This is a genomic window from Dorea sp. ICN-14282, assembly GCF_037890115.1.
Taxonomy (GTDB): Bacteria; Bacillota; Clostridia; order Lachnospirales; family Lachnospiraceae; genus Dorea_B; species Dorea_B phocaeensis.
The window spans coordinates 173,970-198,221 of the sequence record NZ_JBBKBH010000001.1; the positions used below are offsets into that span (position 1 = coordinate 173,970).

Sequence of the window (24,252 nt, forward strand, 5' to 3'; positions counted from 1 at the left end):
ATATTTTCCTAGAAAGGAAGAGCCGGATATGGTAAAATAAATAACGTATGAAAAACAAAGGATGACGGAAAGGAGCAGGAGACGCTTGGAAGCATATACAAGTTTTGCGGAAGTATATGATACTTTTATGGATAATGTTCCCTATCAGGAATGGGCAGACTATCTGGAAGAACGGTTAAAAGAGTATGGAATCGAAGACGGTCTGGTGATGGAGCTTGGATGCGGAACCGGGAGTATGACACAGATCCTGTCAGAAAAAGGTTACGATATGATCGGCATAGATAATTCAGAAGATATGCTGGAACTGGCGCAGGAGAAGAAGGAAAAGACCGGGAGGGATATCCTGTATCTTCTTCAGGATATGCGGGAGTTTGAACTTTACGGAACTGTTCGGGCGGTAGTAAGCGTATGTGACTGTGTCAATTACGTGACGGAGGAAGAGGATCTGGCGGAGGTATTCCGCTTGGTGAATAACTATTTAGATCCCGACGGTGTGTTCCTTTTTGATTTTAATACGAAGTATAAGTATCAGGAGATCTTAGGTGATCAGGTGATTGCAGAAGATCGGGAAGCATGTAGTTTTATCTGGGATAATTATTACGATGAGGAAGAGGAAATCAATGAGTATGAGCTGACTCTGTTTGTACAGTGTGAAGAACAGAAAAGTCTCTATCGGAAGTATCAGGAGCTGCATTATCAGAGAGCCTATACGCTGGAGCAGATGAAAGAGCTTCTGGCGGCGGGAGGATTGATCTTTGAAGCAGCATATGATGCTTATACCCTGGAAGAGCCAACCAGTAAGAGTGAGCGCATTACGGTGGCTGCAAGGGAATGTGGAAAGAAGGACAAGATAAAAAGATAAGATAGAATAGGAAAGGACGAAGAAGAATGAAGGATTATATTGTAAGAGCAACGGCAGCAGATGGGCAGATCCGGGCATTTGCCGCGACGACAAGAGCGTGTGTGGAGACGGCGAGAGTTCATCACGCGACAAGCCCAGTGGCTACAGCTGCTTTAGGACGCCTTTTAACGGCGGGAGCCATTATGGGAAGTATGATGAAGAATGAAGGAGATATGCTGACGCTGCAGGTAAGAGGGGACGGGCCCATTGAAGGGCTGACCGTCACAGCAGACAGTAAAGGAAATGTCAAAGGGTATGCAGGCAATCCGGATGTGATGCTTCCGCCAAAGAATGGCAAACTGGATGTAGGCGGAGCGGTTGGAATTGGTCTTTTGCAGGTGATTAAAGATATGGGACTGAAAGAACCCTACTCTGGACAGACGATTTTAGTGACCAGCGAGATTGCAGAAGATCTGACCTATTATTTTGCAAATTCTGAGCAGGTGCCGTCATCCGTAGGACTTGGAGTGCTCATGGAAAAAGACAATACCGTTCGCTGCGCAGGCGGATTTATTATTCAGCTGATGCCATTTGCTACAGAAGAAGTGATCTGTAAGCTGGAGGAGAATCTAAAGGACGTCACATCTGTAACGGCGCTTCTCGATCAGGGATATACGCCGGAACAGCTTTTGGAAGCTCTGCTTGGCGATCTGGGTCTTGAAATCACAGACACCATACCGACACAGTTTTACTGCAACTGTTCAAAGGAACGGGTGGAGCGTGCGGTTGCCAGTGTTGGGAAAAAAGAGATTCAGGAAATGATTCAGGAAGGAAAAGATATCGAAGTAAAATGCCATTTCTGTAATACGGCATATCAATATACGGTAGAAGATTTGAATCGGATTATAAAGAACAGCAGATAGATGGAAGATAGGAAAGCAGTGAGGAAGGAAGAGAAGCAAAAATGAAACATGGCTTTATTAAGGTGGCGGCTGCAACGCCGGATATCAAAGTGGCAGATGTGGAGTATAACACCAGAGAAATTTGTCGACTGATTGATGAGGCGGCAGCGCAGAAATCAAAAGTGACCGTATTTCCGGAGTTGTGCGTGACGGGCTATACCTGTGGAGACTTATTTGCGCAGGACCTTTTAGTAAAGGAGGCAAAACAGGCGATCCGTGTGATCGCAGAGCATACCAGGGGAAAGGATGGACTGTATTTTGTGGGAGCGCCGCTTTCCGTGGACGGGGCTCTTTACAATGTGGCAGCGGCTGTCAGTGGCGGAAAGGTTCTAGGATTTACGACGAAGATGTTCCTGCCAAATTATGGAGAATTCTATGAGATGCGTCATTTTCGTCCCGGTCCCAGGGAAGCAGAAGAAATTTTATTTGATGGAGAGAAGGTGCCGTTTGGCCCACAGATTCTGTATGTGTCGGATGAGATAGAAGAACTGATCGTTTCCGCAGAGATCTGCGAGGACGTATGGTCTCCGATTCCACCGAGTATCCGGGCGGCAAGAGAAGGTGCGACGGTGATTGTCAACTGTTCTGCCAGTGATGAGACGATTGGAAAGACGGATTACAGAAATCGTTTGATTGCAGGGCAGTCGGCTCGTCTGATCTGTGGATACCTCTATGCGAATGCAGGAGAAGGAGAGTCCACGACAGATTTAGTGTTTGGCGGACATAATATTATTGCGGAGAACGGAAGTGTGCTGGAAAGCAGCAAGTGTTTCCAAAACGGCGTGATTTATTCCGAACTGGATTTGAATCGGATTGTCAGTGAACGGCGGAAAAATACGACCTTCCAGGCGACAGCGGAAAAGTCGCTGGTGCGGGTACCGTTTCATGTGATGGCAGAAGATACGGTGCTGACAAGGAAGATTTCTCAGATGCCGTTTGTGCCGGAAGAGAAAGAAGCACGGGAAAAGTGCTGCGGGGAGATTTTGACCATTCAGTCAATGGGACTGAAGAAAAGGTTGGATCATACCGGAACGAAGCATGCAGTAGTGGGAATTTCCGGTGGTTTGGATTCCACATTAGCGCTTTTGGTAACGGCGAAAGCGTTCGATGCGCTGGGACTTCCAAGAAATGGGATTGAGGCAGTGACGATGCCTTGTTTTGGAACGACGGATAGAACCTATCAAAATGCCTGCAAGATGTCGAGAAAGCTTGGAGCTTCTCTTCGTGAGATCCCGATTGCAGCGTCGGTAGAACAGCATTTTCGGGATATTGGGCATGACATGGAAGATCACAGTGTCACCTATGAAAATGCACAGGCAAGAGAGCGTACGCAGGTGTTGATGGACGTGGCAAACCAAAATGGCGGCCTGGTTATCGGAACGGGAGATATGTCAGAACTTGCGCTTGGATGGGCGACCTACAATGGAGATCATATGTCCATGTATGGTGTGAACGGCTCTGTTCCGAAGACATTGGTGCGTTATTTGGTACAGTATTATGCAGATACCTGTGAAGATCAAGAATTACGAGAAGTTTTGTATGATGTGCTGGATACGCCGGTCAGTCCGGAGCTGCTTCCGCCGAAAGACGGAGAGATTGCACAGAAGACGGAAGATCTGGTAGGACCTTATGAGCTGCATGATTTCTTCTTATATTATTTCCTGCGTTTTGGATATGAGCCGGATAAAATCTTCCGGTTGGCAAAGTATGCATTTGAAGGAACTTATGAAGAGGCGGTAATCGAAAAATGGCTTTCTACGTTCTGCCGAAGATTCTTTACACAGCAGTTTAAACGTTCCTGTTTACCGGATGGTCCGAAGGTGGGAACCGTGGCATTGTCACCAAGAGGAGATTGGCGGATGCCAAGTGATGCGAGCTTCGCTTTGTGGACACGCAGATAACAGAGGGAGATGTGGAAAATGGAATCGAAAAAAGAAATCGCAGTGGAGAAGTTTAAAAAAGGATACAATTGCTGTCAGGCAGTTGCCTGTACTTATTGTGAAGAACTGGGAATTCCAGAAAGAGATATGTTTCGGCTAGCAGAAGGATTTGGTTCCGGAATCGGCGGTCTGAAAGATACCTGCGGTGCTGTGATGGGAATGTTTTTGACCATCAGTCTGGCAAACAGCGCAGGAGAGATGGATCGTCCGCTTGCAACGAAGATGGATACGTACCGGAAGTTCCGGGATGCAGCGGAAAAATTCCAGCAGGAGAATCGCTCCATCTACTGTCGGGATTTAAAGAATGTGGATGGTCCGCAGCCGCTGGTGTGCTGTACCAAGTGCGTGGAAGACGCAGCGGCGCTGACAGAGGAATACCTGGCAGAAATATTAGACAGATAGTGTTGATATGATGTTTTACGCAATTGGGGACGGAGGTTTTTTCAAAAAACTCCGTCCCCAATTGCATTTTAATCCTATGGAAAATTCTATGTATGGATATTACAGTGTAATATTTTTGAACAGATCACCCAGGCTGGTTCCGATATTTTCAGCCTTCGGAATTTCTACTTTTTCTACAGGCTCTTCCTCTTCTTTGACTTCTTCTAAAGCTTTCATGCTCAAGCTGATCTTGCCGTCTTTGACACCGATGATCTTCACCTGTACTTCATCACCTACATTTAATACATCTTTTGGGAATTTGATTCTCTTCTGGCTGATCTGAGATACGTGAACCAAACCGGACAGATCATCTTCCAGGCGGATGAATGCACCATAATTCTGCAGGCTTTCTACTGTTCCGCTGATAACGCTTCCGACTTTTACATTAGCAATTTTTTCTTCTTTTTCTTTCAGCTCGCGCTCTTTTAAAATCTCACGGGCGGAGAGAACCAGACGGTTATCTGCCTGATTAACGTCGATGACTCTGACTTCAATATCTTTCAAAAGATAGGTTTCCAGATCTTCGATGTAGGATAAGGACAGCTTGGATGCCGGGATAAATCCACGCAGGCCTTCTACCATGGCAATGGCTCCGCCGTTTACGATTCCTTCTACTTTCACAGGAAGGATGGTGCCTTTTTCCATATAGGAAGTGACAAGGTTCCAAGGATTTGCATCGTCAAAATGATCCTCCAGATCTGCCATGGTCATGGAGTTTTCTTCTGTGTGTGTTTCTTCGTGTAATAATTCTTCGCTCATTTCTTCTTCCCTTTCTGTTGACAATTCTAATGTCTGTAATACATATTAGTTTTAGTATAACATAGAATGGCAGAGTTGTTCAAAGAAAAAAACATTTATCTAAGGATTTGTGGTTGACGAAATGGGGAAAAGGTGGCAAGCTTTACGGTATAAGTATGAACATGAGGAGTAGATTTATGGGAAAGAAGGCAGGAAAAGTATATGTTGTGGGACATAAGAATCCAGATACGGATTCTATTTGTTCGGCGATCGCATATGCAAATCTGAAACGGGAGATTACAGGACAGGAATACACAGCAAGGCGGGCAGGCCAGATTAATGAAGAGACGCATTACGTACTGCAGCGTTTCGGTGTGGATGCACCGCCGCTTCTTGCCAATGTTAAACTGCAGGTAAAAGATATGGATATTCATAAAATTGAGGGGGTTGCCCCCAATGTGTCCATTAAGGATACCTGGACGAAGATGAAGGAGAACAATGTCAAGACCATTCCGATTCTGAAAGACGAGGAACTGGTAGGTGTGATTTCCACTGGTGATATTGCTACTTCTTATATGGAAGTGTATGATAGCCGGATTCTTGCAGAGGCGAGAACGCAATATAAGAATATCATCAAGACACTGGATGGTACATTGATTACGGGAAATGATCATGGGTATTTTACGAAGGGAAAAGTGACGATTGCGGCATCCAATCCGGATTTAATGGAAGAGTTTATCGAAAAAGATGATCTGGTTATTCTGGGGAACCGCTATGAAGCACAGGCGTGTGCGGTGGATATTGACGCCAGCTGTCTGGTAATCTGCCAGGGCGCGCAGGTACCGCCGGCTTTGATCCGCAAAGCAGAAGAGCAGAGTATTGTGATTATCAGCACGCCCCACGATACTTTTACGGTAGCGCGTCTGATTAACCAAAGTATCCCGGTGAAGCATTTTATGACCAAGACTCCGCTGGTAACATTTCGGATGAGCGATTATGTGGAAGATATTAAGGATGTAATGACGAAGAAGAAATTCCGTGACTTCCCGATTCTGGATAGGCATGGACGGTTTAAAGGCTTTATTTCCAGACGAAGATTTATGGATGTGAGCAAAAAGAAAGTCATTTTAGTGGATCACAATGAGAAGTCTCAGGCGGTAGACGGGATTGAAGAGGCGGATATTATAGAGATTATTGATCATCATAGACTGGGAAATATTGAGACGATGGGACCAGTATTTTTCCGGAATCAGCCGGTGGGATGTACGGCAACGATTGTGTATCAGATGTATGAAGAGGCGAAGGTAAAGGTGACGCCGACGATCGCAGGGCTTTTGTGTTCTGCAATCATCTCGGATACGCTTTTGTTCCGCTCGCCAACCTGCACGGAAGTAGATGAAAGAACTGCGAAGAAACTGGCAAAGATTGCAGGAATTGAACTGGAGAATATGGCGCAGGAAATGTTCCGCGCAGGAAGCAGTCTCTGTGGAAAGACGGCAGATGAGATCTGTTTCCAGGATTTCAAACAGTTTACGGTAAATGATATCGTATTTGGGGTTGGACAGATCAACTCGATGAACCGGGAAGAACTTCAGGAGATCAAAGAAGTGTTGGTTCCGCATCTTCCTAAGGTTTTGGAGACACACAGCTTGCAGATGATCTACTTTATGCTGACGGATATTTTGGACGAATCGACGGAGATCATCTGCTGCGGTCACGGAGCCAGATCGTATATTGCAGATGCATTTGATCTTCCTGAGGATGCGGAGCGAATCATCTTAAAAGGTGTTGTATCCAGAAAGAAGCAGCTGATCCCGACGTTGGTCGGCGCGCTGCAGCAGTAATTAAGAAGAAAAGGGACAGGGAAGAATTGTGAATAAGAAAGAAACAAAGAAGCAAATAAAGGGGCAAATAAAGGAGCAGTCAGGCGGCAGGCAAGTCTGGCGCCCCGGCAACATGCTCTATCCGCTTCCGGCGGTGATGGTAAGTGCAGCAGACGAAAAAGGTGAGGCAAATATCCTGACGGTGGCGTGGACGGGTACCATTTGTTCGGATCCGGCGATGCTTTATATCTCGGTACGTCCTCAGAGGCATACCTACCATATGATCCGGGAAACGGGAGAGTTTGTAGTCAATCTCACTACCGAACGACTGGCAAAGGCGACAGACTGGTGCGGAGTGAGGTCTGGACGGGATGTGGATAAATGGAAAGAAATGCATCTGACAAAGGGAAAGGCAAAGGCGCTTTCCTATGCGCCGATTATCGAGGAAAGCCCGGTGAATATAGAGTGTAAGGTAACGGAAGTAAAAGAACTGGGAACCCATCATATGTTCCTGGCAGAAGTGAAGGCTGTGCAGGTAGATGAAAGATATCTGGATGAGAACGGGAAGTTTCAGCTGAATGCTACAGGGCTTTTGGCTTACTCTCACGGGGAATATCTAAGCCTTGGGAAAAGTCTTGGTACCTTTGGGTGGAGCGTTCGGAAAAAAGCGCCTTCCGGACGCGGACAAAAGAAGAAAAAGAAGACAGAGAAAAAATAGAGTTCAGCAAAAAAGACACGCTTTTAAGGCGTGTCTTTTTTAATGCTTATAGAGTTGCTTCCTGTTCCAGCGGCTTAACTTTCAGACGATAAATCCGTTTTAGCAGTACCGTGGACATCAGAAGCGATACAATTTCAGCCAAAGGAATGGACCACCATACCATATGAAGTCCGAAGATTTTAGCGAAGAGGTATGCCACCGGAAGGATGACAACCAGCTGTCTGGCTGCGGAAACCAGCAGACTGTAAACACCATTTCCAAGAGCCTGGAATACAGAACCTACAATAATATTGTATCCCGCGAATAAAAAGCTTAAGCTGATAATCTGAAGAGCCGGAACACCAATTTCCAGCATATTTTCAGAAGCATCAAAAAGATTCTTAAGAAGGAACGCAGGAGCTGCCTGGAAGATGATCAGACCAACGATCATAATGAGAACGGCAATGATGACGCTAAGTCTTGTGGTCTGGGTGATTCTCTTTTTACTTTTGGCGCCGTAGTTGTAAGCGATAATCGGGATCATTCCATTATTGAGTCCGAATACCGGCATAAAGATAAAGCTTTGCAGTTTGAAGTAGACTCCGAATACAGCGGCTGCAGTGGAAGAGAACATCAGCAGAATTTTGTTCATGCCAAAGGTCATAACAGAACCGATTGCCTGCATAATAATAGAGGGGATACCAACCTCATAGATGACTGCAATGGTATGAAGGTGTGGGCGAAATCCGCGCATATTGATATTGATCTCTTTGTTCTTCTTATGGTTAAAGTAGAAGGACATGATTACGGCAACAACCTGTCCGCAGATGGTTGCGATGGCCGCACCGGCAACTTCCAGTCTTGGGAATCCGAACAGACCAAAGATCATAATCGGGTCGAGAATGATATTGATAATTGCACCGGTTCCCTGGGTAATCATATTGTAGATTGTTTTTCCGGTAGACTGCATCAATCGTTCAAAAGTGATCTGCAGGAAGATTCCGGCAGAACAGACGGTGATAATCGTCATATATTCCGTTCCGTATTTGATGATGGTCGGATTGTCCGTTTGCAACGTAAAGAAAAGGTGTGATCCCAGTCCTCCGACGATGGCAAAGATGATACAGCTTACAATACTTAAGAATAATCCGTTCTTTGCGGCGTTGTTGGCGCCCTCAAAGTTCTTTTCGCCAAGGTTTCTAGATAACAGTGCATTGATACCAACTCCGGTACCGGAGGAGATGGCAATCATCAGCGTTTGAATCGGAAAGGCAAGAGAGACAGCAGTCAGCGCATCTTCACTTAACTGAGCGACGAACATACTGTCTACGATATTATAGAGCGCCTGCACCAGCATGGAAAGCATCATGGGCAGGGACATGGTAATCAGAAGCTTCGGAATGGGCATGACCCCCATCTTGTTCTCGGCAACAGAAGCCTCGGTCGTATGATTTTCTGACATAGTGTACCTCCTTTATATCATGAAAAGTCAATAGAAAAAGTGTCAAAGAAATTTGACACCCGTGACAAATAGTATAGCATCAGAAAAATTATATTGCAATGTGCGACATACTATTTTTTGAAATTTCATATAGATAGGAGAAAGAGTTTGTTTGGGGAAAATGATGAAATATTTGAAGCAATATCAGATCTTATGCGGGTTCTTTCTTACCATTTGTCTGCTGCGCTTATGGGGAGGATCACTACTGCCTGCGGGACTGGAAGTGGAGAAAGAAAAGGTGGTATCTTCTTTCGTTGAGGCAGGGCGGGAAGAAATGGCTGTGGAGGCAGAAGTCATGGAAAAAGAAGCGGAAGAAAAAACAGGAAAGATGCAAAGAGACCTTCCGCCAAAGATAGCATTGACCTTTGATGATGGACCAAGCCGGTATACAGAAAAGCTGTTAGAGGGACTGCAAAAGCGGGGCGTAAAAGCTTCTTTTTTTATGATCGGAGAATCAGCAGAAAGGAATCAAGATCTGGTAAGACGGGTAAAAGAAGAGGGGCATCTGATCGGAAATCATACGTATCATCATGTGGATGTTACCAAGCTTCCGGATGAGAAAGCCAGAGAGGAACTAAAGGAGATGGATCGGGTGATCTATGAGATTTTGGGAGAACATGTGGAATATATGAGACCCCCTTTTGGAGTCTGGCAGGAGAAATTGGAGCAGGAGATTGATGTGCTGCCGGTGATGTGGACCATTGATCCTTTGGACTGGACAACAAAGAATGTGGAGGAAATTGTGAATAAGGTAGTGACGCAGGCAGGGGAAAATGATATCATTCTATTACATGACTGTTATGAGTCCAGTGTAGATGCAGCCCTTCAGATTGTGGATGTGCTAAAGGCAGAGGGCTACGAATTTGTAACGGTGGATCAGCTGATTTTAGGCTGCTGAAAAGCCGGCAGGAAAATGAAATAGAAAAGAGCGATGATGATGATAAATGAATTTTCAAGAACAGAGTTATTATTGGGACAGGAAGGAGTACAGAAGCTTCGGAATGTCTGTGTAATGGTGCTCGGTGTAGGAGGTGTGGGATCCCACTGTATAGAAGCGCTGGCAAGAAGCGGTGTGGGGAAACTGATTTTGGTGGATAACGATACGGTATCGCTGACGAATATTAACCGTCAGTCCATTGCCTATCACAGCACCATTGGAAAGTACAAGACGCAGGTGATGAAGGAGCGGATTGCAGATATTTGCAGGGAGACCGAGGTAGTGACTTATGAGTGTTTCGTATTGCCGGAAAATCTGGAGGAGATCTTTCAGGAGCGGCCGGATTATATTGTTGATGCCATTGATACGGTAACGGCAAAGCTGGCGCTAGCAGAAAAGGCAGAAAAGGAAGAAATTCCGATGATCAGCAGTATGGGAACTGGCAATAAGCTCCACGGGGAAATGTTTACGATTACGGATATCAGTAAAACATCCGTGTGCCCTCTGTGCAAGGTTATGCGCAAAGAACTAAAAGCGAGAGGAATTTTCCATCTGAAGGTTCTGTATTCTCCGGAGAAGCCGATAGATATCCGGGGAAAAGAGACGAAGGAAGAGAAAGGAAACCGGCGTCAGATTCCAGGCAGCGTATCCTTTGTTCCGCCGGTAGCGGGACTTTTGATTGCCGGAGAAGTGATCCGGGATCTTTTGGCGTAGAAGAAAGCTTTAAAAAGACAAAAAGATAAGAGAAATTCGTGTAAAAGAAAGAGGTACAACCATGGATTTGTTTGATTATGTGAGAGAAAAAAATATGGAAACAGAAGCGCCCCTGGCATCGAGACTTCGTCCGGTAACGTTAGAGGAAGTGGTGGGACAGCAGCACATTATCGGAAAGGATAAGCTTCTCTACCGGGCGATTAAAGCAGATAAATTAAGTTCCATTATTTTCTACGGACCTCCGGGCACAGGAAAGACGACCCTTGCAAAGGTGATTGCCAATACGACCAGTGCAGAATTTACCCAGATCAATGCGACGGTTGCCGGAAAGAAAGATATGGAAGAGGTCGTGAAACGGGCGAAGGAAACGCTGGGAATGTACCAGAAGAAGACGATTCTGTTTGTGGACGAGATTCATCGGTTCAATAAGGGACAGCAGGATTACCTTCTTCCGTTTGTGGAGGATGGAACCATCATTTTAATAGGAGCAACCACGGAAAATCCATATTTTGAAGTGAACGGGGCTCTGCTTTCCAGGTCCAGTATCTTTGAATTGAAGCCGCTGGAAAAAGAAGATATCAAGGTTCTCTTGAAACGGGCAGTTTACGATATGGAGAAGGGAATGGGAAGCTATCAGGCGGTGATTGAGGAAGAGGCGCTTGACTTTCTGGCTGATATCGCAGGCGGTGATGCAAGAAGCGCACTGAATGCGGTGGAATTAGGTGTACTTACGACACAAAGAAGTGAAGACGGTAAAATCCATCTGACACTTGACGTTGCATCTGAGTGTATTCAGAAGAGGGTGGTTCGTTACGATAAGACAGGGGATAATCATTACGATACGATTTCGGCATTTATTAAGAGTATGCGAGGAAGTGATCCAGATGCAGCTGTTTACTATCTGGCGAAAATGTTGTATGCAGGGGAGGACATTAAGTTTATCGCGAGGCGCATTATGATCTGCGCTTCTGAAGATGTGGGAAATGCAGATCCTATGGCGCTTACGGTGGCGGTTTCGGCAGCGCAGGCAGTAGAGCGGGTTGGAATGCCGGAAGCGCAGATTATTCTGTCCCAGGCAGTGCTTTATGTAGCGACTGCACCGAAGAGTAATTCGGCCTGCAATGCTATCTTTGCAGCTATGGACAGTGTGAAAAGTAAAAAGACGACAGTGCCGGTTCATCTGCAGGATTCCCATTATCCGGGAGCGGCGAATATGGGGCACGGAACAGGATACTGCTATGCTCATGATTATCCGAAACATTATGTGGCACAGCAGTATCTGCCGGATGAAATAAAGAATGCCAGATTCTATGAGGCTAGTGAGAATGGCCACGAAAAAGAGATCCAGGCATGGATGAAGTATCTTCGGGAGTAACAAGGAGAAGCTTATTTAATGTCTCGTTTCTGGAAGCTGATCAGTCCGATGGCAGCAGCTACGGCGAAGAATCCAAGACCGACGAGGAGACTTCTTGTAACGACCGTGTGGTTAAGACCTGCGGCAATGGCAGACATATTGGCGTCGATCAGATAGTTGGACAGCGCCAGATCCTGATCAAAAATCTTGTTGATTAAAGCTTCACCAAGGACTACAAACAGATAGAAGAACTCTAAAAATCCAATGCTGGCAGCAAGTGCGCCTCCGTTCTGACGAATCAGCATGGCAAACATTACGAAGATAGAGACAAATGCACATAAAAGCAGAAGTTCTAAAGTAGCAGAGGCAAAAAGTTCTGCCCAGTATCCATCGGGGGTCTCTCCAAATCCCCAGAGAGCCGTTGCCGTAACAGCAGATGCAGCAGCAGATACCAAGGCGAAGAAAATGGCAGCGGCGCAGCTGGTTATCAGCTTGGAAGCGTAGATTTTGGTTCGGCTGTAATTTTTGGACACCATATTTTTGATGGTGCCATTGTTAAATTCACTGCCCACAAACAGGGAGATTAAGATGGCAAGGATCAGTGGTGTATTTCCAGCGAAAAAGCTGACCATCTGACTGGAAGCAGTCAATTCCTCATAGCTTGAAGGGACGCCATCGGTGGAAATATTAAAGCCATTTTCCTGCAGAGCCTGTTCCTGTGAAGCCATCGAAGCTTTCATCTGTTCGCCTGCCACTTTGTAGGTAAAGTCCAGGATGAAGATGGTGACGACTGCCAGCAGAATGCTGGCCATCAGGCAGATCCAAAAGTAACGGGCTTTCTTTAATTTATAAAAATCACTTCTTATAATATGAATCATTCTATTTTCCTCCAATTGCATTTAAAAAGTATTCTTCCAAATCCATCTCTGCTTTGCCGTCCTTGGTATGGCAGCGTTCAAAGAGCTGGGTTTCTGTAAATTCTTCAATCAGACGTCCACGGTGTATGATGCCGTAGCGGGTAGCAAGTCTTGATAACTCCCCTAAAATGTGAGAAGAGATCAGTACAGTGATGTTGCGGTCGTGATTGAGCTTTAAGATCAGATCACGGATTTCTTTGATGCCTTCCGGATCCAGTCCGTTAATTGGTTCATCCAGTACAAGGAGCTTCGGGTTGCCGACGAGAGAAAGACCGATGGCAAGGCGCTGACGCATTCCCAGTGAGAAATCTTTGACCTTTTTTTTGCCGGTATCCGAAAGTCCGATTAAAGTCAGGATGGAATCAGCCTGGGATTCATCTGTTACCCCCTGCAGTTTGCATTGGGTGATTAGATTCTCTCTGGCAGTCATGCCCGGATAGAGCGCAGGTGATTCGATGACGGTTCCAATCTGCTTTCTTCCTTCCAGAAGATTAGAACTGCCAAATAGAAGAAGGTTACCGTCGCTTGGAGCGGCAAGACCGGTAATCATACGGATTAAAGTTGTCTTTCCGGCTCCGTTCTTCCCGATAAAACCATAAATATCTCCTTCGTGTATCGTCATGGACAGATTGTCTACAACGGTTCGGTGACCATAGCGCTTGGTCAGATGATTCGTTCTTAAAATAACACTCATAGGTTACCTCCTGTATTATTGTTCTGTTGTATTATTTAGTTGATACAATCATATAACTGGAAGATTTATTTGTCAAGAGGAAATTTGGGCAGAGGAAAGTGATTTCAGACTTTCCTTTTGCGCGGCAAAGGGGTATAATGAGACACAGAAGAACGAGGCGGAAGTGAATCCGGCCTAGAATGCGTGTTACAGGAGGGAACCCAAATGAAAGTATACGATACGGTAAACAAAGAAGAAGTGGAAGTAGAGGGGACAAAGGGACTGATTGAGCTGATGAGAAACGGCCGTCAGGTGGATCTCTATTTGAAGGAGAAAAAGTCTGATGAAGACGGATATCTTACATGGGATGTGGAACATTGGTCCAGTATCGATGTGAAAAGATTTATTCGCTGCTATTCTCTGGAAGGCAAAGTATTAGGAGAGTCCACAGGTCATAATATCTACGATCTTGAGAATGAGTTTAAATCAGAAGAGGCACAGAAGGTAGAATTAAGCTAAAAAATAAGAAAAGAGAAGGCTCTGTATCTGAGAAAAAGGTACAGGGTCTTTTTTATAGAAAGACAAAGACGGATAGCATTTAAATGGTGGGTTAAATTGATAAAATTTGTATAAACACGGTTGACAAATGAAAAACGTAGTGCTACATTAATAATCGAAAGATGTTAGCACTCAAAATAAAAGAGTGCTAATAACCTACAAAAGCCGAAAGGAGGAGGATTGATGGTATCAGAACAAAGTCTTGGCGATCGGAAGTTAAAGATTCTTCATGCGATTATTCAGACTTATTTAGAGACCGGAGAGCCGGTTGGTTCCAGAACGATCTCCAAGTATACAGATTTGAATTTGAGTTCTGCAACGATCCGTAATGAGATGGCCGACTTAGAAGAGATGGGATATATCATTCAGCCTCATACGTCGGCGGGACGTATCCCTTCGGACAAGGGCTATCGGTTGTATGTTGATATGCTGATGCAGGAGAAAGAACAGGAGCTTAGCGAGATGCAGGAGCAGATGCTCCAGAAGGTAGACAAGATGGAACAGCTGTTAAAGCAGGCGGCGCGTGTGCTGGCTAACAGTACGAATTATGCGACTATGGTATCAACACCGATGGTCAATGCCAACAAGCTGAAATTCATCCAGCTTTCCATGGTGGATGCAGAGCAGGTGATTGCGGTCATCGTGCTGGACGGCAATGTGATTAAGAATAAGATTATTAATATTGCAGAGCCAATCAGCAATGAAAACCTGTTAAAGCTGAATATGCTTCTGAATACAACACTGACCGGGATGCCGATTGAAGAGATTAATCTGGGTTTGATTGCCAGATTAAAGGAACAGGCCGGTATTCACAGTGAGGTGGTTGGAAATGTACTTGATGCAGTGGCAGACGCGATACAGGTTGATGAAGATATGCAGATTTACACCAGCGGCGCGACGAATATTTTCAAATATCCGGAGCTTTCCGATAAGCAGAGCGCCCAGGAGATCATCAGTGCATTTGAGGAAAAACAGCAGCTTACAGAGCTGGTAACACAGACCCTTTCGCAGGAGGACAATACAGGAATTCAGGTTTATATCGGAAATGAGACGCCGGTTCAGACCATGAAAGACTGCAGCGTAGTGACCGCAACCTATGAACTGGGAGACGGCATGAAGGGAACCATCGGAATTATCGGGCCGAAGCGAATGGATTATGAACATGTATTAAAGTCTATGAAGCGTCTTCAGAATGAACTGGATCAGATGTTTCATAAGAAAGAATAAAGAAAGGTGGATGTACCCTTGGAAAACAATCAGGAAAAAAGCCAGGAGGAAATGGTAAAAGAAGCTGTGGAAGAAGCAAAAAAAGCAGCCGAAGCGTCAGGAGCTCCTTCCGAGGATGAGAAAGCGGCAGATGAAGTTGCTTCTGAAGACGCAGAAAATACCGAAGATACCGAAGAAGGCCAAAAAGAGACGGAAGATTCCAAAGAGTCCGGCAAAAAACTGTTTGGCAAAAAGAATAAGAAAGATAAAAAAGATGAGAAGATCGAGGAACTGACGGATCGACTTACCCGTCAGATGGCAGAGTTTGATAACTTCCGCAAGCGTACGGAGAAAGAAAAATCTCATATGTACGAAGTAGGTGCGAAAGATATCATAGATAAGATCCTTCCAGTCGTTGATAACTTTGAACGCGGACTGGGTGCAGTCGGGGAAGAGGAAAAGGAAAATCCTTTCGTTCAGGGAATGGAGATGGTGTATAAACAGCTGATGACGACATTGGAAGAGGTTGGAGTAAAACCGATCGAGGCAGTCGGGAAAGAATTTGACCCGGAATTTCACAATGCAGTGATGCACGTGGAAGACGAGAACTTTGGTGAGAATATTGTCACAGAGGAGTTCCAGAAAGGGTACGCCTACCGTGACTCTATTGTGAGACACAGTATGGTAAAGGTAGCAAACTAAATTTCCAAAACAGTAGTATATGGAACAATAGTATAAAATAGGAGGAAAACATCATGGGTAAAATCATAGGTATTGACTTAGGAACCACAAATAGTTGTGTAGCCGTTATGGAAGGTGGACAGCCGACCGTAATCGCAAATACAGAAGGTGCAAGAACGACACCATCTGTTGTAGCATTTACAAAGACCGGAGAGCGTCTAGTAGGAGAGCCTGCAAAACGTCAGGCAGTTACGAACGCAGAGAGAACCATTTCTTCTATTAAAAGAGAGATGGGTTCTGATTTCAGAGTAACAATTGATGATAAGAAATATTCCCCACAGGAAATTTCTGCAATGACACTTCAGAAGTTAAAGGCAGATGCAGAAGCTTACTTGGGAGAGAAAGTAACAGAAGCAGTTATTACAGTACCGGCTTACTTTAACGACGCTCAGCGTCAGGCAACCAAGGATGCAGGTAAGATCGCAGGTCTTGATGTAAAGCGTATCATCAATGAGCCTACAGCAGCAGCGCTTGCATATGGACTGGATAATGAGAAAGAGCAGAAGATCATGGTATACGACTTGGGTGGAGGTACCTTCGACGTATCTGTTATCGAAATTGGAGATGGTGTTATCGAAGTATTATCTACAGCAGGTAATAACAAACTTGGTGGAGATGACTTTGACCAGAAGATTACAGATTACATGATCGCAGAGTTTAAAAAACAGGAAGGTGTAGACTTGTCTACTGATAAGATGGCTCTTCAGAGATTAAGAGAAGCAGCAGAGAAAGCGAAAAAAGAACTTTCTTCCGCAACTACAACGAACATTAACCTTCCATTCATCACTGCAACAGCAGAAGGTCCAAAACATTTTGATATGAACCTTACGAGAGCAAAATTTGATGAACTGACACATGATCTGGTATTAAAGACATCTGAGCCTGTAACAAGAGCGCTTTCTGATGCTGGAATTACAGCTTCCGAGCTTGGTCAGGTACTTTTGGTTGGAGGATCTACACGTATTCCGGCAGTACAGGAAGAAGTAAAACGTCTTACTGGAAAAGAGCCAAGTAAGTCTCTGAATCCAGACGAGTGTGTGGCTCTTGGAGCATCTGTTCAGGGAGGAAAACTGGCAGGAGATGCAGGAGCAGGCGATATCCTTCTTCTTGATGTTACACCACTTTCTCTGTCTATTGAGACAATGGGCGGTGTTGCTACAAGATTGATTGAAAGAAATACAACAATTCCGACAAAGAAGAGCCAGATCTTCTCTACGGCAGCTGATAATCAGACAGCAGTAGATATCAACGTAGTACAGGGTGAGAGACAGTTCGCAAGAGACAACAAGTCCCTCGGACAGTTCAGACTGGATGGAATTGCACCAGCTCCACGTGGAGTACCGCAGATCGAAGTAACCTTCGATATCGATGCAAACGGTATTGTAAACGTATCTGCAAAAGACCTTGGAACAGGAAAAGAACAGCATATTACGATTACTGCAGGTTCTAATATGTCTGATGAAGATATCGATAAAGCAGTAAAAGAAGCAGCAGCATTTGAAGCGCAGGATAAGAAGCGTAAAGAGGGAATTGATGCTAAGAATGAAGCGGACGCTATGGTGTTCCAGACAGAAAAAGCGCTCGGCGAAGTAGGCGATAAGCTTGACGGAGCTGATAAGGCAGCTGTAGAAGCAGACTGTAAGGCATTGAAAGAGCTGTTGGAAAAAGTAAACATGGAAAGCATGACGGATGCAGAGATTGCAGAGATCAAAGCTGGAAAAGAGAAATTAACAGAAAGTGCACAGAAACTGTTTACAAAGATGTATGAGCAGGCTGGCGCAGCAGCAGGCGCTCAGAGTGCAGGACCGGATATGGGAGCAGGAGCAGGTCCGGCTCCAGAAGGATTCCAGGGCGACGACGTTGTAGACGGGGACTATAAGGAAGTATAATCATGGCAGAAACAAAGAGAGACTACTACGAAGTCTTAGGCGTCAGCAAGGACGCAGATGAGGCAACTCTGAAAAAAGCATACAGACAGGTAGCTAAGAAGTATCACCCGGATGTGAATCCGGGTGATGCTGAAGCTGAGAAGAAATTCAAAGAAGCTTCAGAAGCTTATGCAATCTTGAGTGATCCAGAGAAGCGCCGCCAGTATGATCAGTTTGGTCATGCGGCGTTCGAAGGCGGAGCTGGAGGAGCAGGCGGTTTCGGCGGATTTGATTTTAATGGCGCAGATTTCAGTGATATCTTTGGAGATATTTTCGGGGATCTGTTTGGCGGCGGAAGGCGCGGCCGTGCAAATCAAGGCCCTATGAAAGGCATGAATATCCGAAAAAGCGTTAGAATTACGTTTGAAGAAGCTGTATTTGGCTGTGAAAAAGAGCTGGACGTTGTACTGAAGGATCCGTGTCCGAAGTGTAACGGAACGGGTGCGAAGCCGGGAACATCACCGGAGACCTGCCCGAAATGTGGTGGAAAAGGACAGGTTGTTTATACACAGCAGTCCTTCTTTGGAACAGTTCAGAACGTTCAGACTTGTCCGGATTGTCATGGAAGCGGTAAGATTGTTCGGGAAAAATGTTCGGACTGCGGCGGAACGGGTTACATTTCCAACCGAAAGAAGATTTCCGTATCCATTCCGGCTGGTATTGACAATGGACAGAGCGTTCGGATTCGGGAAAAAGGAGAACCGGGCGTAAATGGCGGACCAAGAGGAGATCTTCTGGTAGAAGTGACGGTGTCCAGACATCCGATTTTCCAGCGCCAGGATATGCACATTTTCTCCACAGTGCCGATTACGTTTGCGCAGGCAGCTCTTGGAGCTGATATCCGGATTAAGACGGTGGACGGAGAAGTGATCTACAATGTAAAGCCGGGCACCAAGACAGATACCAAGGTGCGTTTGAAAGGAAAAGGGGTTCCGTCCCTTCGGAATGCACAGGTGAGAGGTGACCACTATGTAACACTGGTGATCCAGACACCGGAACACTTAAGCGCTGAGGCCAAAGAGGCACTTCGTAAGTTTGATGAATTGACAGGCAATTCACTGGGAAGAGAAGAGAGTACAGAGCCTGCAGGAAAAGGAAGCAAAAAGAAGAAGGGCTTTATGGATAAAGTCAAAGAAGCCTTTGATGATTAAATAAAGTGAAAAAAGTGCAGCTTATTAGGAAGGAATACCTATGAGCTGCACTTTTTCATATTTTATGAAGGCCTCTTTCTTCGAATCACCATTGCGACAGCTAGAAAAGAAAGAGCAAAGAGAAGCTGAATGCCATAACACTGCCAAAGTTCGTTTGTTTGGGATGCGGAAAGGGAGTGGTTTCTGGCTAAAAGGTTATTGACGATTTCATACCAGTAGACTGGCAGGAAACGAGCCAGCGTTTTCACACCTTTACCGAGAATGTCCATGGAGACGAATACGCCGCAGATAAAAGACATTCCCAGGCTAACTACATTAACGATTCCATTGATCGTCTCTTCCCTCAGTGGAAAAGAACTGATGAGAAATGCAATGGATAAAGCAACCAGCATCATTAGAAAACTGTTTATTAGATAATAAGGCAGGTTGGTATCCGTTAAAAAATCTTTCGGGTACAGAATGGCGGGCATACTGACACAGATGAGGAAGATACCAAGGCCGATTACAATGTGCCCCAGGATGAGCTGGAGATTCATGCTGCGTGTCGAGGTACAGGAACAAAGAATACGGTTCTTCACATCCTTGTTGCCGAAAGAAAGCATGATATAACTCAAAATGTAGCAGAGGATCGACAAAATGATGTAGGGTATGTATTGGAACATATAGGCATGTTTTGCCATATTTCCATTGTGTCCGGTTTGATCAATCAGCCTTACATTCGGACGAAAAGAGAGGGATTCTTCTGTGTATTCCAACGCTTCAGAGGCGGAGAATCCTCCGGCAGTCAGTGTTCGTATATTGTTTAAAAATGTGTTGATTTGTTGATCTACATAGTGTCCGGAAGTGCTCCCCGGAACTTTTATTACGGGAAGTTTTTCGGTATTTTTTGTGTAGTTTTGTTCAAAATTTTCAGGGATAATTACTGCGTAGTAAATGTCCCGGTAGAAGAGTTTATCCTGTAAAACGGCAGCGTCATCAGGGACGTCTTTGACATGATGGAACTGACGAAGATGATTTTTCAATCCTTTTGACAGGAGACTTTCATCTCGATCAATAACGGCAATATTAAGGCGCTTGGCTGTAAAGCCTGACAGGTCGGAGTCGCCGAGTGTTTTTGAGACAAAAATACTGATGGTAAGGAAGACTGCAATGTATAAGAACATCATGCCGAGGTTCCGTTTGGTTATCGTCAAAAATCCTTTAAATACTGTCATAGCGTTCCCTCCTTATACCTAGGAATGCAGCGGTCAGAAACAGAATGCTCATAATAACCAGTGTCACGATACATCGGACAAAACGATCCATATCCTGGTATACGCCCATGCAATAATAGGCATCGCTTAACACCGCCGCCGGGTTGATCCGGTTAATGAAAGGCACATGTTGATCTATGATGTTTTTCATGTTGGCGAACATAAGTCCGGCCAAAAAGCTTGGAAGCAGTGTGATTACTACGGTCAGACTCATCTTGATATTAAGAGACAGTTTTGTAAGAGAACCAAAGGCAAGTCCCATGGTGATTCCGATCAAACTTCCCATGAAATTTACAAGGAGAAGAGACGTATAGTCTGTTCCGAGGCTGATACCAAGTACGTTCCCGATATAAATGGTAAGTATCATAATGTTTGCAAAATGAATGGTTACCAGTACGAGCATATCAATGAGAATGAGGGTCAGTTTGTGCGTGGGCGTAACGCTCCTTCTTGCGCCTAAGGCAGTAAGATTTGCCTGGCTGTCAAAACTTGCCCGGACACCAAGGAAGGCGCCGGAGAGACAGGCGTAGGCAATCAGAGCAAAAAAGTATTGTACGCTTGGGTCTAGCGTTTCTCCGCCTAAAGTGGTCTCGTAAACCAGCTGCCGATAGTCCTGACTGCTTTGGATGGCAGCAGGAAGATTCTCTGGATGTGTTTCGGCGATTTTTTTAAAGATAGCAGCATTCTGGTTATAAGTATCCAGCATTGTAGTTAAAATACTTTCATTTAAGCCATTCCTTCCAACGGTGAGGGAAGGCGTCTCGCCTGCATAGTAGATCCCTGCAATGGTACCTTCATCCAGCATTTGGAGCGCCTCTTTTTCTGAGGCAGACGGCAGGATGTTAAGCGCATCGCCGTCCATGGACTGCAGAAAAGAAGAAAAGGCAGGAGAATGATCTATCACACATACTTTTACAGCCTCCCATTTGGATTCTCCTGTAGCAGAAAGTCCGGCTCTTCCAAAACTAAAATAGAAAAGGGTAGCGAGGATGAGTGGAAACGCCAAAGCCCAAAACATAATAGGAAGATCCCGTACCGTTTGCAAAAAGCGGTATTTGAATAGAAATAACATAAAATAAGCCTCCTAATCTCGCAATTTTTTCCCGGTGATTTCCAGAAAGACATCGTTCAAAGTGGGAAGTTCAGAGAATACCCGACCAAAGGAAATGTCTTGCTCTGTAAGAAAATTTAAAATGCGTACCAGATTATGTCTGCCGCTGCTTAAGCGGATTTTCAGAACTTGTTTTTCGTAGGAAATGTCAAATACATGCGGAAGAGTCTGAAGTTTTTCAAGCAGATGTTCATCTGCAGCAACAGCCTCTATGGTAATGGTTTCACCGGTCTTAATCATATTTTTTAATTCTTCGGTGGTACCTGTTGCCAACACACGTCCATGGTCGATGATGGCAATGCGGGAACAGATTTGTTCTACTTCTTCCATGTAGTGGGAAGTGTAAATGATGGTGGAACCCTGACGGTTCAATTCCTGTATCCCTTCCAGAATCTTGTTGCGGCTCTGAGGATCAACTGCAACGGTTGGTTCATCTAGAATGATGAGCCTGGGTTTGTGTGCGATGCCGCAGGCGATGTTCAGTCTTCGAAGCAGTCCGCCGGATAACTTTTTGGGACGGGCCTTTCTATATTCTTCCAGATCTGTAAAGCGAATGGCCTCTTCTACCAGCTCTCTTCGCTTTGCTTTGTCTTTTACATACAGACCGCAGAAGTAGTCAATATTTTCCCAGACAGACATTTGTTCAAAAACGGCGACATTCTGCATAACAACGCCGATATCCTTCTTGATATCATAGCGATCAGGCTGCATTTCTTTTCCAAAGATGGTAATCTGTCCTTTATCATATTTAAGAAGAGCAAGAAGGCAGCAGATTGCCGTGGTTTTGCCGGATCCATTCGGACCAAGAAGTCCGAAGATTTCTCCTTCCTGAATCTGTAGATTTAAGTGGTCAAGGGCTACGAAAGAACCATAGCGTTTTACCAGATTTTCAATGTGAATCATTAGAATCTATCCTTTCTGTGTCAAATTAGAATCGTGACTTTTGTTACTTGTAGTATAGGTTTTCTGTGTTTATAATGGTAGTGTCGCACGTCATAGTTTTATATGACAAATGTCATGGTGACAGAGAAAATCCCGAAAGTAGAGAATGAGGAATAGTTATGGGGCAGTTCATAGAACAAGGATTATTAATGCTATATAGTTTTATCTTTCTGATGAGGGTTCCGGCAGATATGAAATTTGTAGCTGCATTTTTGGTAACGCTGATCTATATTTGTTTGGGAAATACGATTGTTTCAAAACGAATTTTAACGATAACGACGGGATTATATTTGCTGGCTGCTGTTTGCTTCCCGGACTTTTTGCTATTTGCTCCGGCAGTTTTATATGAGATGTTAAAAAAGGGCTGGGGCAGAGCCGGTATCGTTCTTGGCATTATCTGTGCATACTTTTATGTTGGAAGAGATGTGGAAATTTTTGTTCTTTTAATATGTGGCTGTGGATTTGCCTGTGTGCTTTTCTACCAAAGCAGGAAGTGTGAAAAGCTTGCAGAAGAATACCGTAAGATAAGAGATGACAGCATGGAGCTGAATCTAAAATTGAAGGAAAAAAATCAGAACCTGCTGAAGAATCAGGATTATGAGATTTATACAGCTACGTTAAAGGAGAGAAATCGTATTGCAAGAGAAATCCATGATAACGTAGGTCATATGTTGTCCAGAGCGATTCTCATGGTGGGCGCTATGAAGGCGGTAAATCGGGAAGGGAATTTGGAAGAGCCGTTGGAGCAGCTGGAAGGGACGCTTCATACAGCGATGACCAGCGTGCGGGAAAGTGTGCATGATCTTTATGATGATTCAGTGAATTTAAAAGAGGTTCTTTTAAGCCTCACAGAGGCGAATACATTTTGTCCGGTATCTTTAAGTTATGATATGGGTTACGTGATTCCCAGGGAGGTAAAATATAGTTTTATCGCCATTGTAAAGGAAGCCTTAAGCAATATTGCAAAGCATAGCAAAGCTGACAGGGTGGATATTGTAGTGAGAGAGCACCCGGGACTTTATCAGCTTATTATAGAAGATAATGGGTGTGGAGTAAAGGAAACGGACGGAGAAGAAAAGGCGGGAATTGGAATCCGTAATATGCAGGACAGAGTGGCTGCGCTTGGCGGAAGAATCCAGATTACTGCAGAGAAAGGATTTAGTATTTATATTACAGTGCCAAAAGAAGGGGGAAGCTTAGATGAGAGTTGTAATTGTTGATGATGATACATTCGTATCCGGGGCGCTTAAGACGATCCTGGAGTCGGGCGAAGAGGTTACGGTTGCAGGCGTGGGAAAGGATGGAAAGGAAGCGGTGGAATTATACCATAGTCAGAAGCCGGACGTATTGCTTATGGATATACGAATGAAAGAGATGAGTGGATTAGAGGCGGCAGAGGAGATTTTAAGCAAGGATCCGCAGGCGAAGATCCTGCTTCTTACTACGTTTTCGGATGATGAGTATATTGTGAAGGCTTTGAAGTACGGCGTGAAAGGCTATCTTTTAAAACAGGATTATCATAGTATTTTGTCGGCGCTGCAGGTGGTATATTCTGGTCAAAGTGTCTTTGGAACCGAAATCACGGCAAAACTTCCGGAACTTTTAAAAGAAAGAAAGCGTTTTGACTGGTCAGAGTATGAGATCGGGGAGAAGGAGCAGAAGGTGATTTCACTTGTGGCAGAGGGACTTAGTAATAAAGAGATTGCTAAGAGACTGTTCTTAAGTGAAGGAACTGTCAGAAATTATGTGAGTCAGATTTTGGAGAAAATGGATCTAAGAGATCGAACACAGTTGGCAGTATATTATTTGAATGTGAGATAGGAA

General features: G+C 44.8%; 23 protein-coding genes. 16 read left to right on the plus strand and 7 right to left on the minus strand.

The features are described from left to right. The first annotated feature begins 85 nt into the window (after positions 1-85). Genes WKT00_RS00800 through WKT00_RS00815 form a run of 4 tightly spaced genes read left to right on the plus strand, consistent with a single transcriptional unit; the run spans position 86 to position 4,145 of the window. Positions 86-862, plus strand: coding sequence for a class I SAM-dependent DNA methyltransferase (locus WKT00_RS00800; protein ID WP_101694606.1), 777 nt, complete (start codon positions 86-88; stop codon positions 860-862). A gap of 26 nt (positions 863-888) precedes the next feature. Further along, on the plus strand, positions 889-1,764 hold the full coding sequence (gene hslO, locus WKT00_RS00805) for an Hsp33 family molecular chaperone HslO (RefSeq protein WP_340260338.1): 876 nt from the start codon (positions 889-891) through the stop codon (positions 1,762-1,764). Between the two features lie 41 nt (positions 1,765-1,805). Next, positions 1,806-3,704: an NAD(+) synthase gene (locus WKT00_RS00810; protein ID WP_101694604.1), complete on the plus strand. Its 1,899-nt coding sequence runs from the start codon at positions 1,806-1,808 to the stop codon at positions 3,702-3,704. A gap of 18 nt (positions 3,705-3,722) precedes the next feature. Then, positions 3,723-4,145, plus strand: coding sequence for a C-GCAxxG-C-C family protein (locus tag WKT00_RS00815; protein ID WP_101694603.1), 423 nt, complete (start codon positions 3,723-3,725; stop codon positions 4,143-4,145). 99 nt (positions 4,146-4,244) lie between these two features. On the opposite strand, the gene WKT00_RS00820 is transcribed toward WKT00_RS00815, so the two are convergent. After that, the gene (locus WKT00_RS00820; protein ID WP_101694602.1) at positions 4,245-4,943 is read right to left on the minus strand and encodes a S1 RNA-binding domain-containing protein; all 699 of its coding nucleotides are present in this window, start codon (positions 4,941-4,943) and stop codon (positions 4,245-4,247) included. 176 nt (positions 4,944-5,119) lie between these two features. Here WKT00_RS00820 and WKT00_RS00825 point away from each other — a divergent pair, with 176 nt between their 5' ends. Both WKT00_RS00825 and WKT00_RS00830 read left to right on the plus strand, forming a co-directional pair. Next, on the plus strand, positions 5,120-6,766 hold the full coding sequence (locus WKT00_RS00825) for a putative manganese-dependent inorganic diphosphatase (RefSeq protein ID WP_101694601.1): 1,647 nt from the start codon (positions 5,120-5,122) through the stop codon (positions 6,764-6,766). A 112-nt stretch (positions 6,767-6,878) separates the two neighbouring features. Then, positions 6,879-7,463, plus strand: a complete 585-nt coding sequence (locus WKT00_RS00830; protein WP_340261525.1) for a flavin reductase family protein — start codon at positions 6,879-6,881, stop codon at positions 7,461-7,463. 46 nt (positions 7,464-7,509) lie between these two features. Here the strand turns inward: WKT00_RS00830 and WKT00_RS00835 are convergent, their stop codons facing one another. Beyond that, entirely contained in the window at positions 7,510-8,904 is a 1,395-nt protein-coding gene (locus WKT00_RS00835) for an MATE family efflux transporter (RefSeq protein WP_101694599.1), read from the minus strand. Positions 8,905-9,064: 160 nt separating this feature from the next. On the opposite strand from WKT00_RS00835, the gene WKT00_RS00840 reads away from it, so the two are divergent. The 3 genes from WKT00_RS00840 to WKT00_RS00850 all read left to right on the plus strand — a co-directional run bounded on the left by WKT00_RS00840 (position 9,065) and on the right by WKT00_RS00850 (position 11,969). After that, positions 9,065-9,841: a polysaccharide deacetylase family protein gene (locus WKT00_RS00840; protein WP_445292928.1), complete on the plus strand. Its 777-nt coding sequence runs from the start codon at positions 9,065-9,067 to the stop codon at positions 9,839-9,841. A 39-nt stretch (positions 9,842-9,880) separates the two neighbouring features. After that, a complete protein-coding gene (locus tag WKT00_RS00845) occupies positions 9,881-10,594 on the plus strand; it encodes a tRNA threonylcarbamoyladenosine dehydratase (RefSeq protein WP_340261527.1) in 714 nt (237 codons plus the stop codon). Between the two features lie 61 nt (positions 10,595-10,655). Next, a complete protein-coding gene (locus WKT00_RS00850) occupies positions 10,656-11,969 on the plus strand; it encodes a replication-associated recombination protein A (RefSeq protein WP_173814136.1) in 1,314 nt (437 codons plus the stop codon). Positions 11,970-11,980: 11 nt separating this feature from the next. Here WKT00_RS00850 and WKT00_RS00855 read toward each other — a convergent pair whose 3' ends face one another. Then, entirely contained in the window at positions 11,981-12,826 is an 846-nt protein-coding gene (locus WKT00_RS00855) for an ABC transporter permease subunit (protein ID WP_340260347.1), read from the minus strand. Position 12,827: 1 nt separating this feature from the next. Beyond that, positions 12,828-13,559, minus strand: a complete 732-nt coding sequence (locus tag WKT00_RS00860) for an ABC transporter ATP-binding protein (RefSeq protein WP_101694596.1) — start codon at positions 13,557-13,559, stop codon at positions 12,828-12,830. Positions 13,560-13,763: 204 nt separating this feature from the next. Between WKT00_RS00860 and WKT00_RS00865 the strand changes: the two genes are divergently transcribed. The 5 genes from WKT00_RS00865 (at position 13,764) to dnaJ (ending at position 19,122) form a co-directional block, all read left to right on the plus strand. Then, a complete protein-coding gene (locus WKT00_RS00865) occupies positions 13,764-14,057 on the plus strand; it encodes a hypothetical protein (RefSeq protein WP_340260351.1) in 294 nt (97 codons plus the stop codon). Between the two features lie 222 nt (positions 14,058-14,279). Next, the gene (gene hrcA / locus WKT00_RS00870) at positions 14,280-15,323 is read left to right on the plus strand and encodes a heat-inducible transcriptional repressor HrcA (protein WP_101694594.1); all 1,044 of its coding nucleotides are present in this window, start codon (positions 14,280-14,282) and stop codon (positions 15,321-15,323) included. A 51-nt stretch (positions 15,324-15,374) separates the two neighbouring features. After that, positions 15,375-16,004 (plus strand): nucleotide exchange factor GrpE, encoded by a 630-nt coding sequence (gene grpE, locus WKT00_RS00875; protein WP_340261529.1) that lies wholly within the window; start codon positions 15,375-15,377, stop codon positions 16,002-16,004. Between the two features lie 53 nt (positions 16,005-16,057). Next, positions 16,058-17,932 carry a molecular chaperone DnaK gene (gene dnaK, locus WKT00_RS00880; protein WP_101694592.1) on the plus strand — a complete coding sequence of 625 codons (1,875 nt, stop codon included), beginning with the start codon at positions 16,058-16,060 and terminating at the stop codon, positions 17,930-17,932. A 2-nt stretch (positions 17,933-17,934) separates the two neighbouring features. After that, positions 17,935-19,122, plus strand: coding sequence for a molecular chaperone DnaJ (gene dnaJ, locus WKT00_RS00885; RefSeq protein WP_101694591.1), 1,188 nt, complete (start codon positions 17,935-17,937; stop codon positions 19,120-19,122). A gap of 62 nt (positions 19,123-19,184) precedes the next feature. Here the strand turns inward: dnaJ and WKT00_RS00890 are convergent, their stop codons facing one another. The 3 genes from WKT00_RS00890 to WKT00_RS00900 are packed head-to-tail and all read right to left on the minus strand — an operon-like array spanning position 19,185 to position 22,389. After that, entirely contained in the window at positions 19,185-20,336 is a 1,152-nt protein-coding gene (locus tag WKT00_RS00890; protein ID WP_340260356.1) for an ABC transporter permease, read from the minus strand. Then, the gene (locus tag WKT00_RS00895; protein ID WP_340260358.1) at positions 20,323-21,447 is read right to left on the minus strand and encodes an ABC transporter permease; all 1,125 of its coding nucleotides are present in this window, start codon (positions 21,445-21,447) and stop codon (positions 20,323-20,325) included. The genes WKT00_RS00890 and WKT00_RS00895 overlap by 14 nt, the downstream gene beginning before the upstream one ends. Before the next feature lie 12 nt (positions 21,448-21,459). Next, positions 21,460-22,389, minus strand: a complete 930-nt coding sequence (locus WKT00_RS00900) for an ABC transporter ATP-binding protein (RefSeq protein ID WP_101694588.1) — start codon at positions 22,387-22,389, stop codon at positions 21,460-21,462. Positions 22,390-22,547: 158 nt separating this feature from the next. Between WKT00_RS00900 and WKT00_RS00905 the strand changes: the two genes are divergently transcribed. Both WKT00_RS00905 and WKT00_RS00910 read left to right on the plus strand, forming a co-directional pair. Then, the gene (locus WKT00_RS00905) at positions 22,548-23,648 is read left to right on the plus strand and encodes a sensor histidine kinase (protein ID WP_173814140.1); all 1,101 of its coding nucleotides are present in this window, start codon (positions 22,548-22,550) and stop codon (positions 23,646-23,648) included. Then, positions 23,629-24,249, plus strand: coding sequence for a response regulator (locus tag WKT00_RS00910; protein ID WP_340260362.1), 621 nt, complete (start codon positions 23,629-23,631; stop codon positions 24,247-24,249). The genes WKT00_RS00905 and WKT00_RS00910 overlap by 20 nt, the downstream gene beginning before the upstream one ends. The last annotated feature ends 3 nt before the right edge of the window (positions 24,250-24,252 follow it).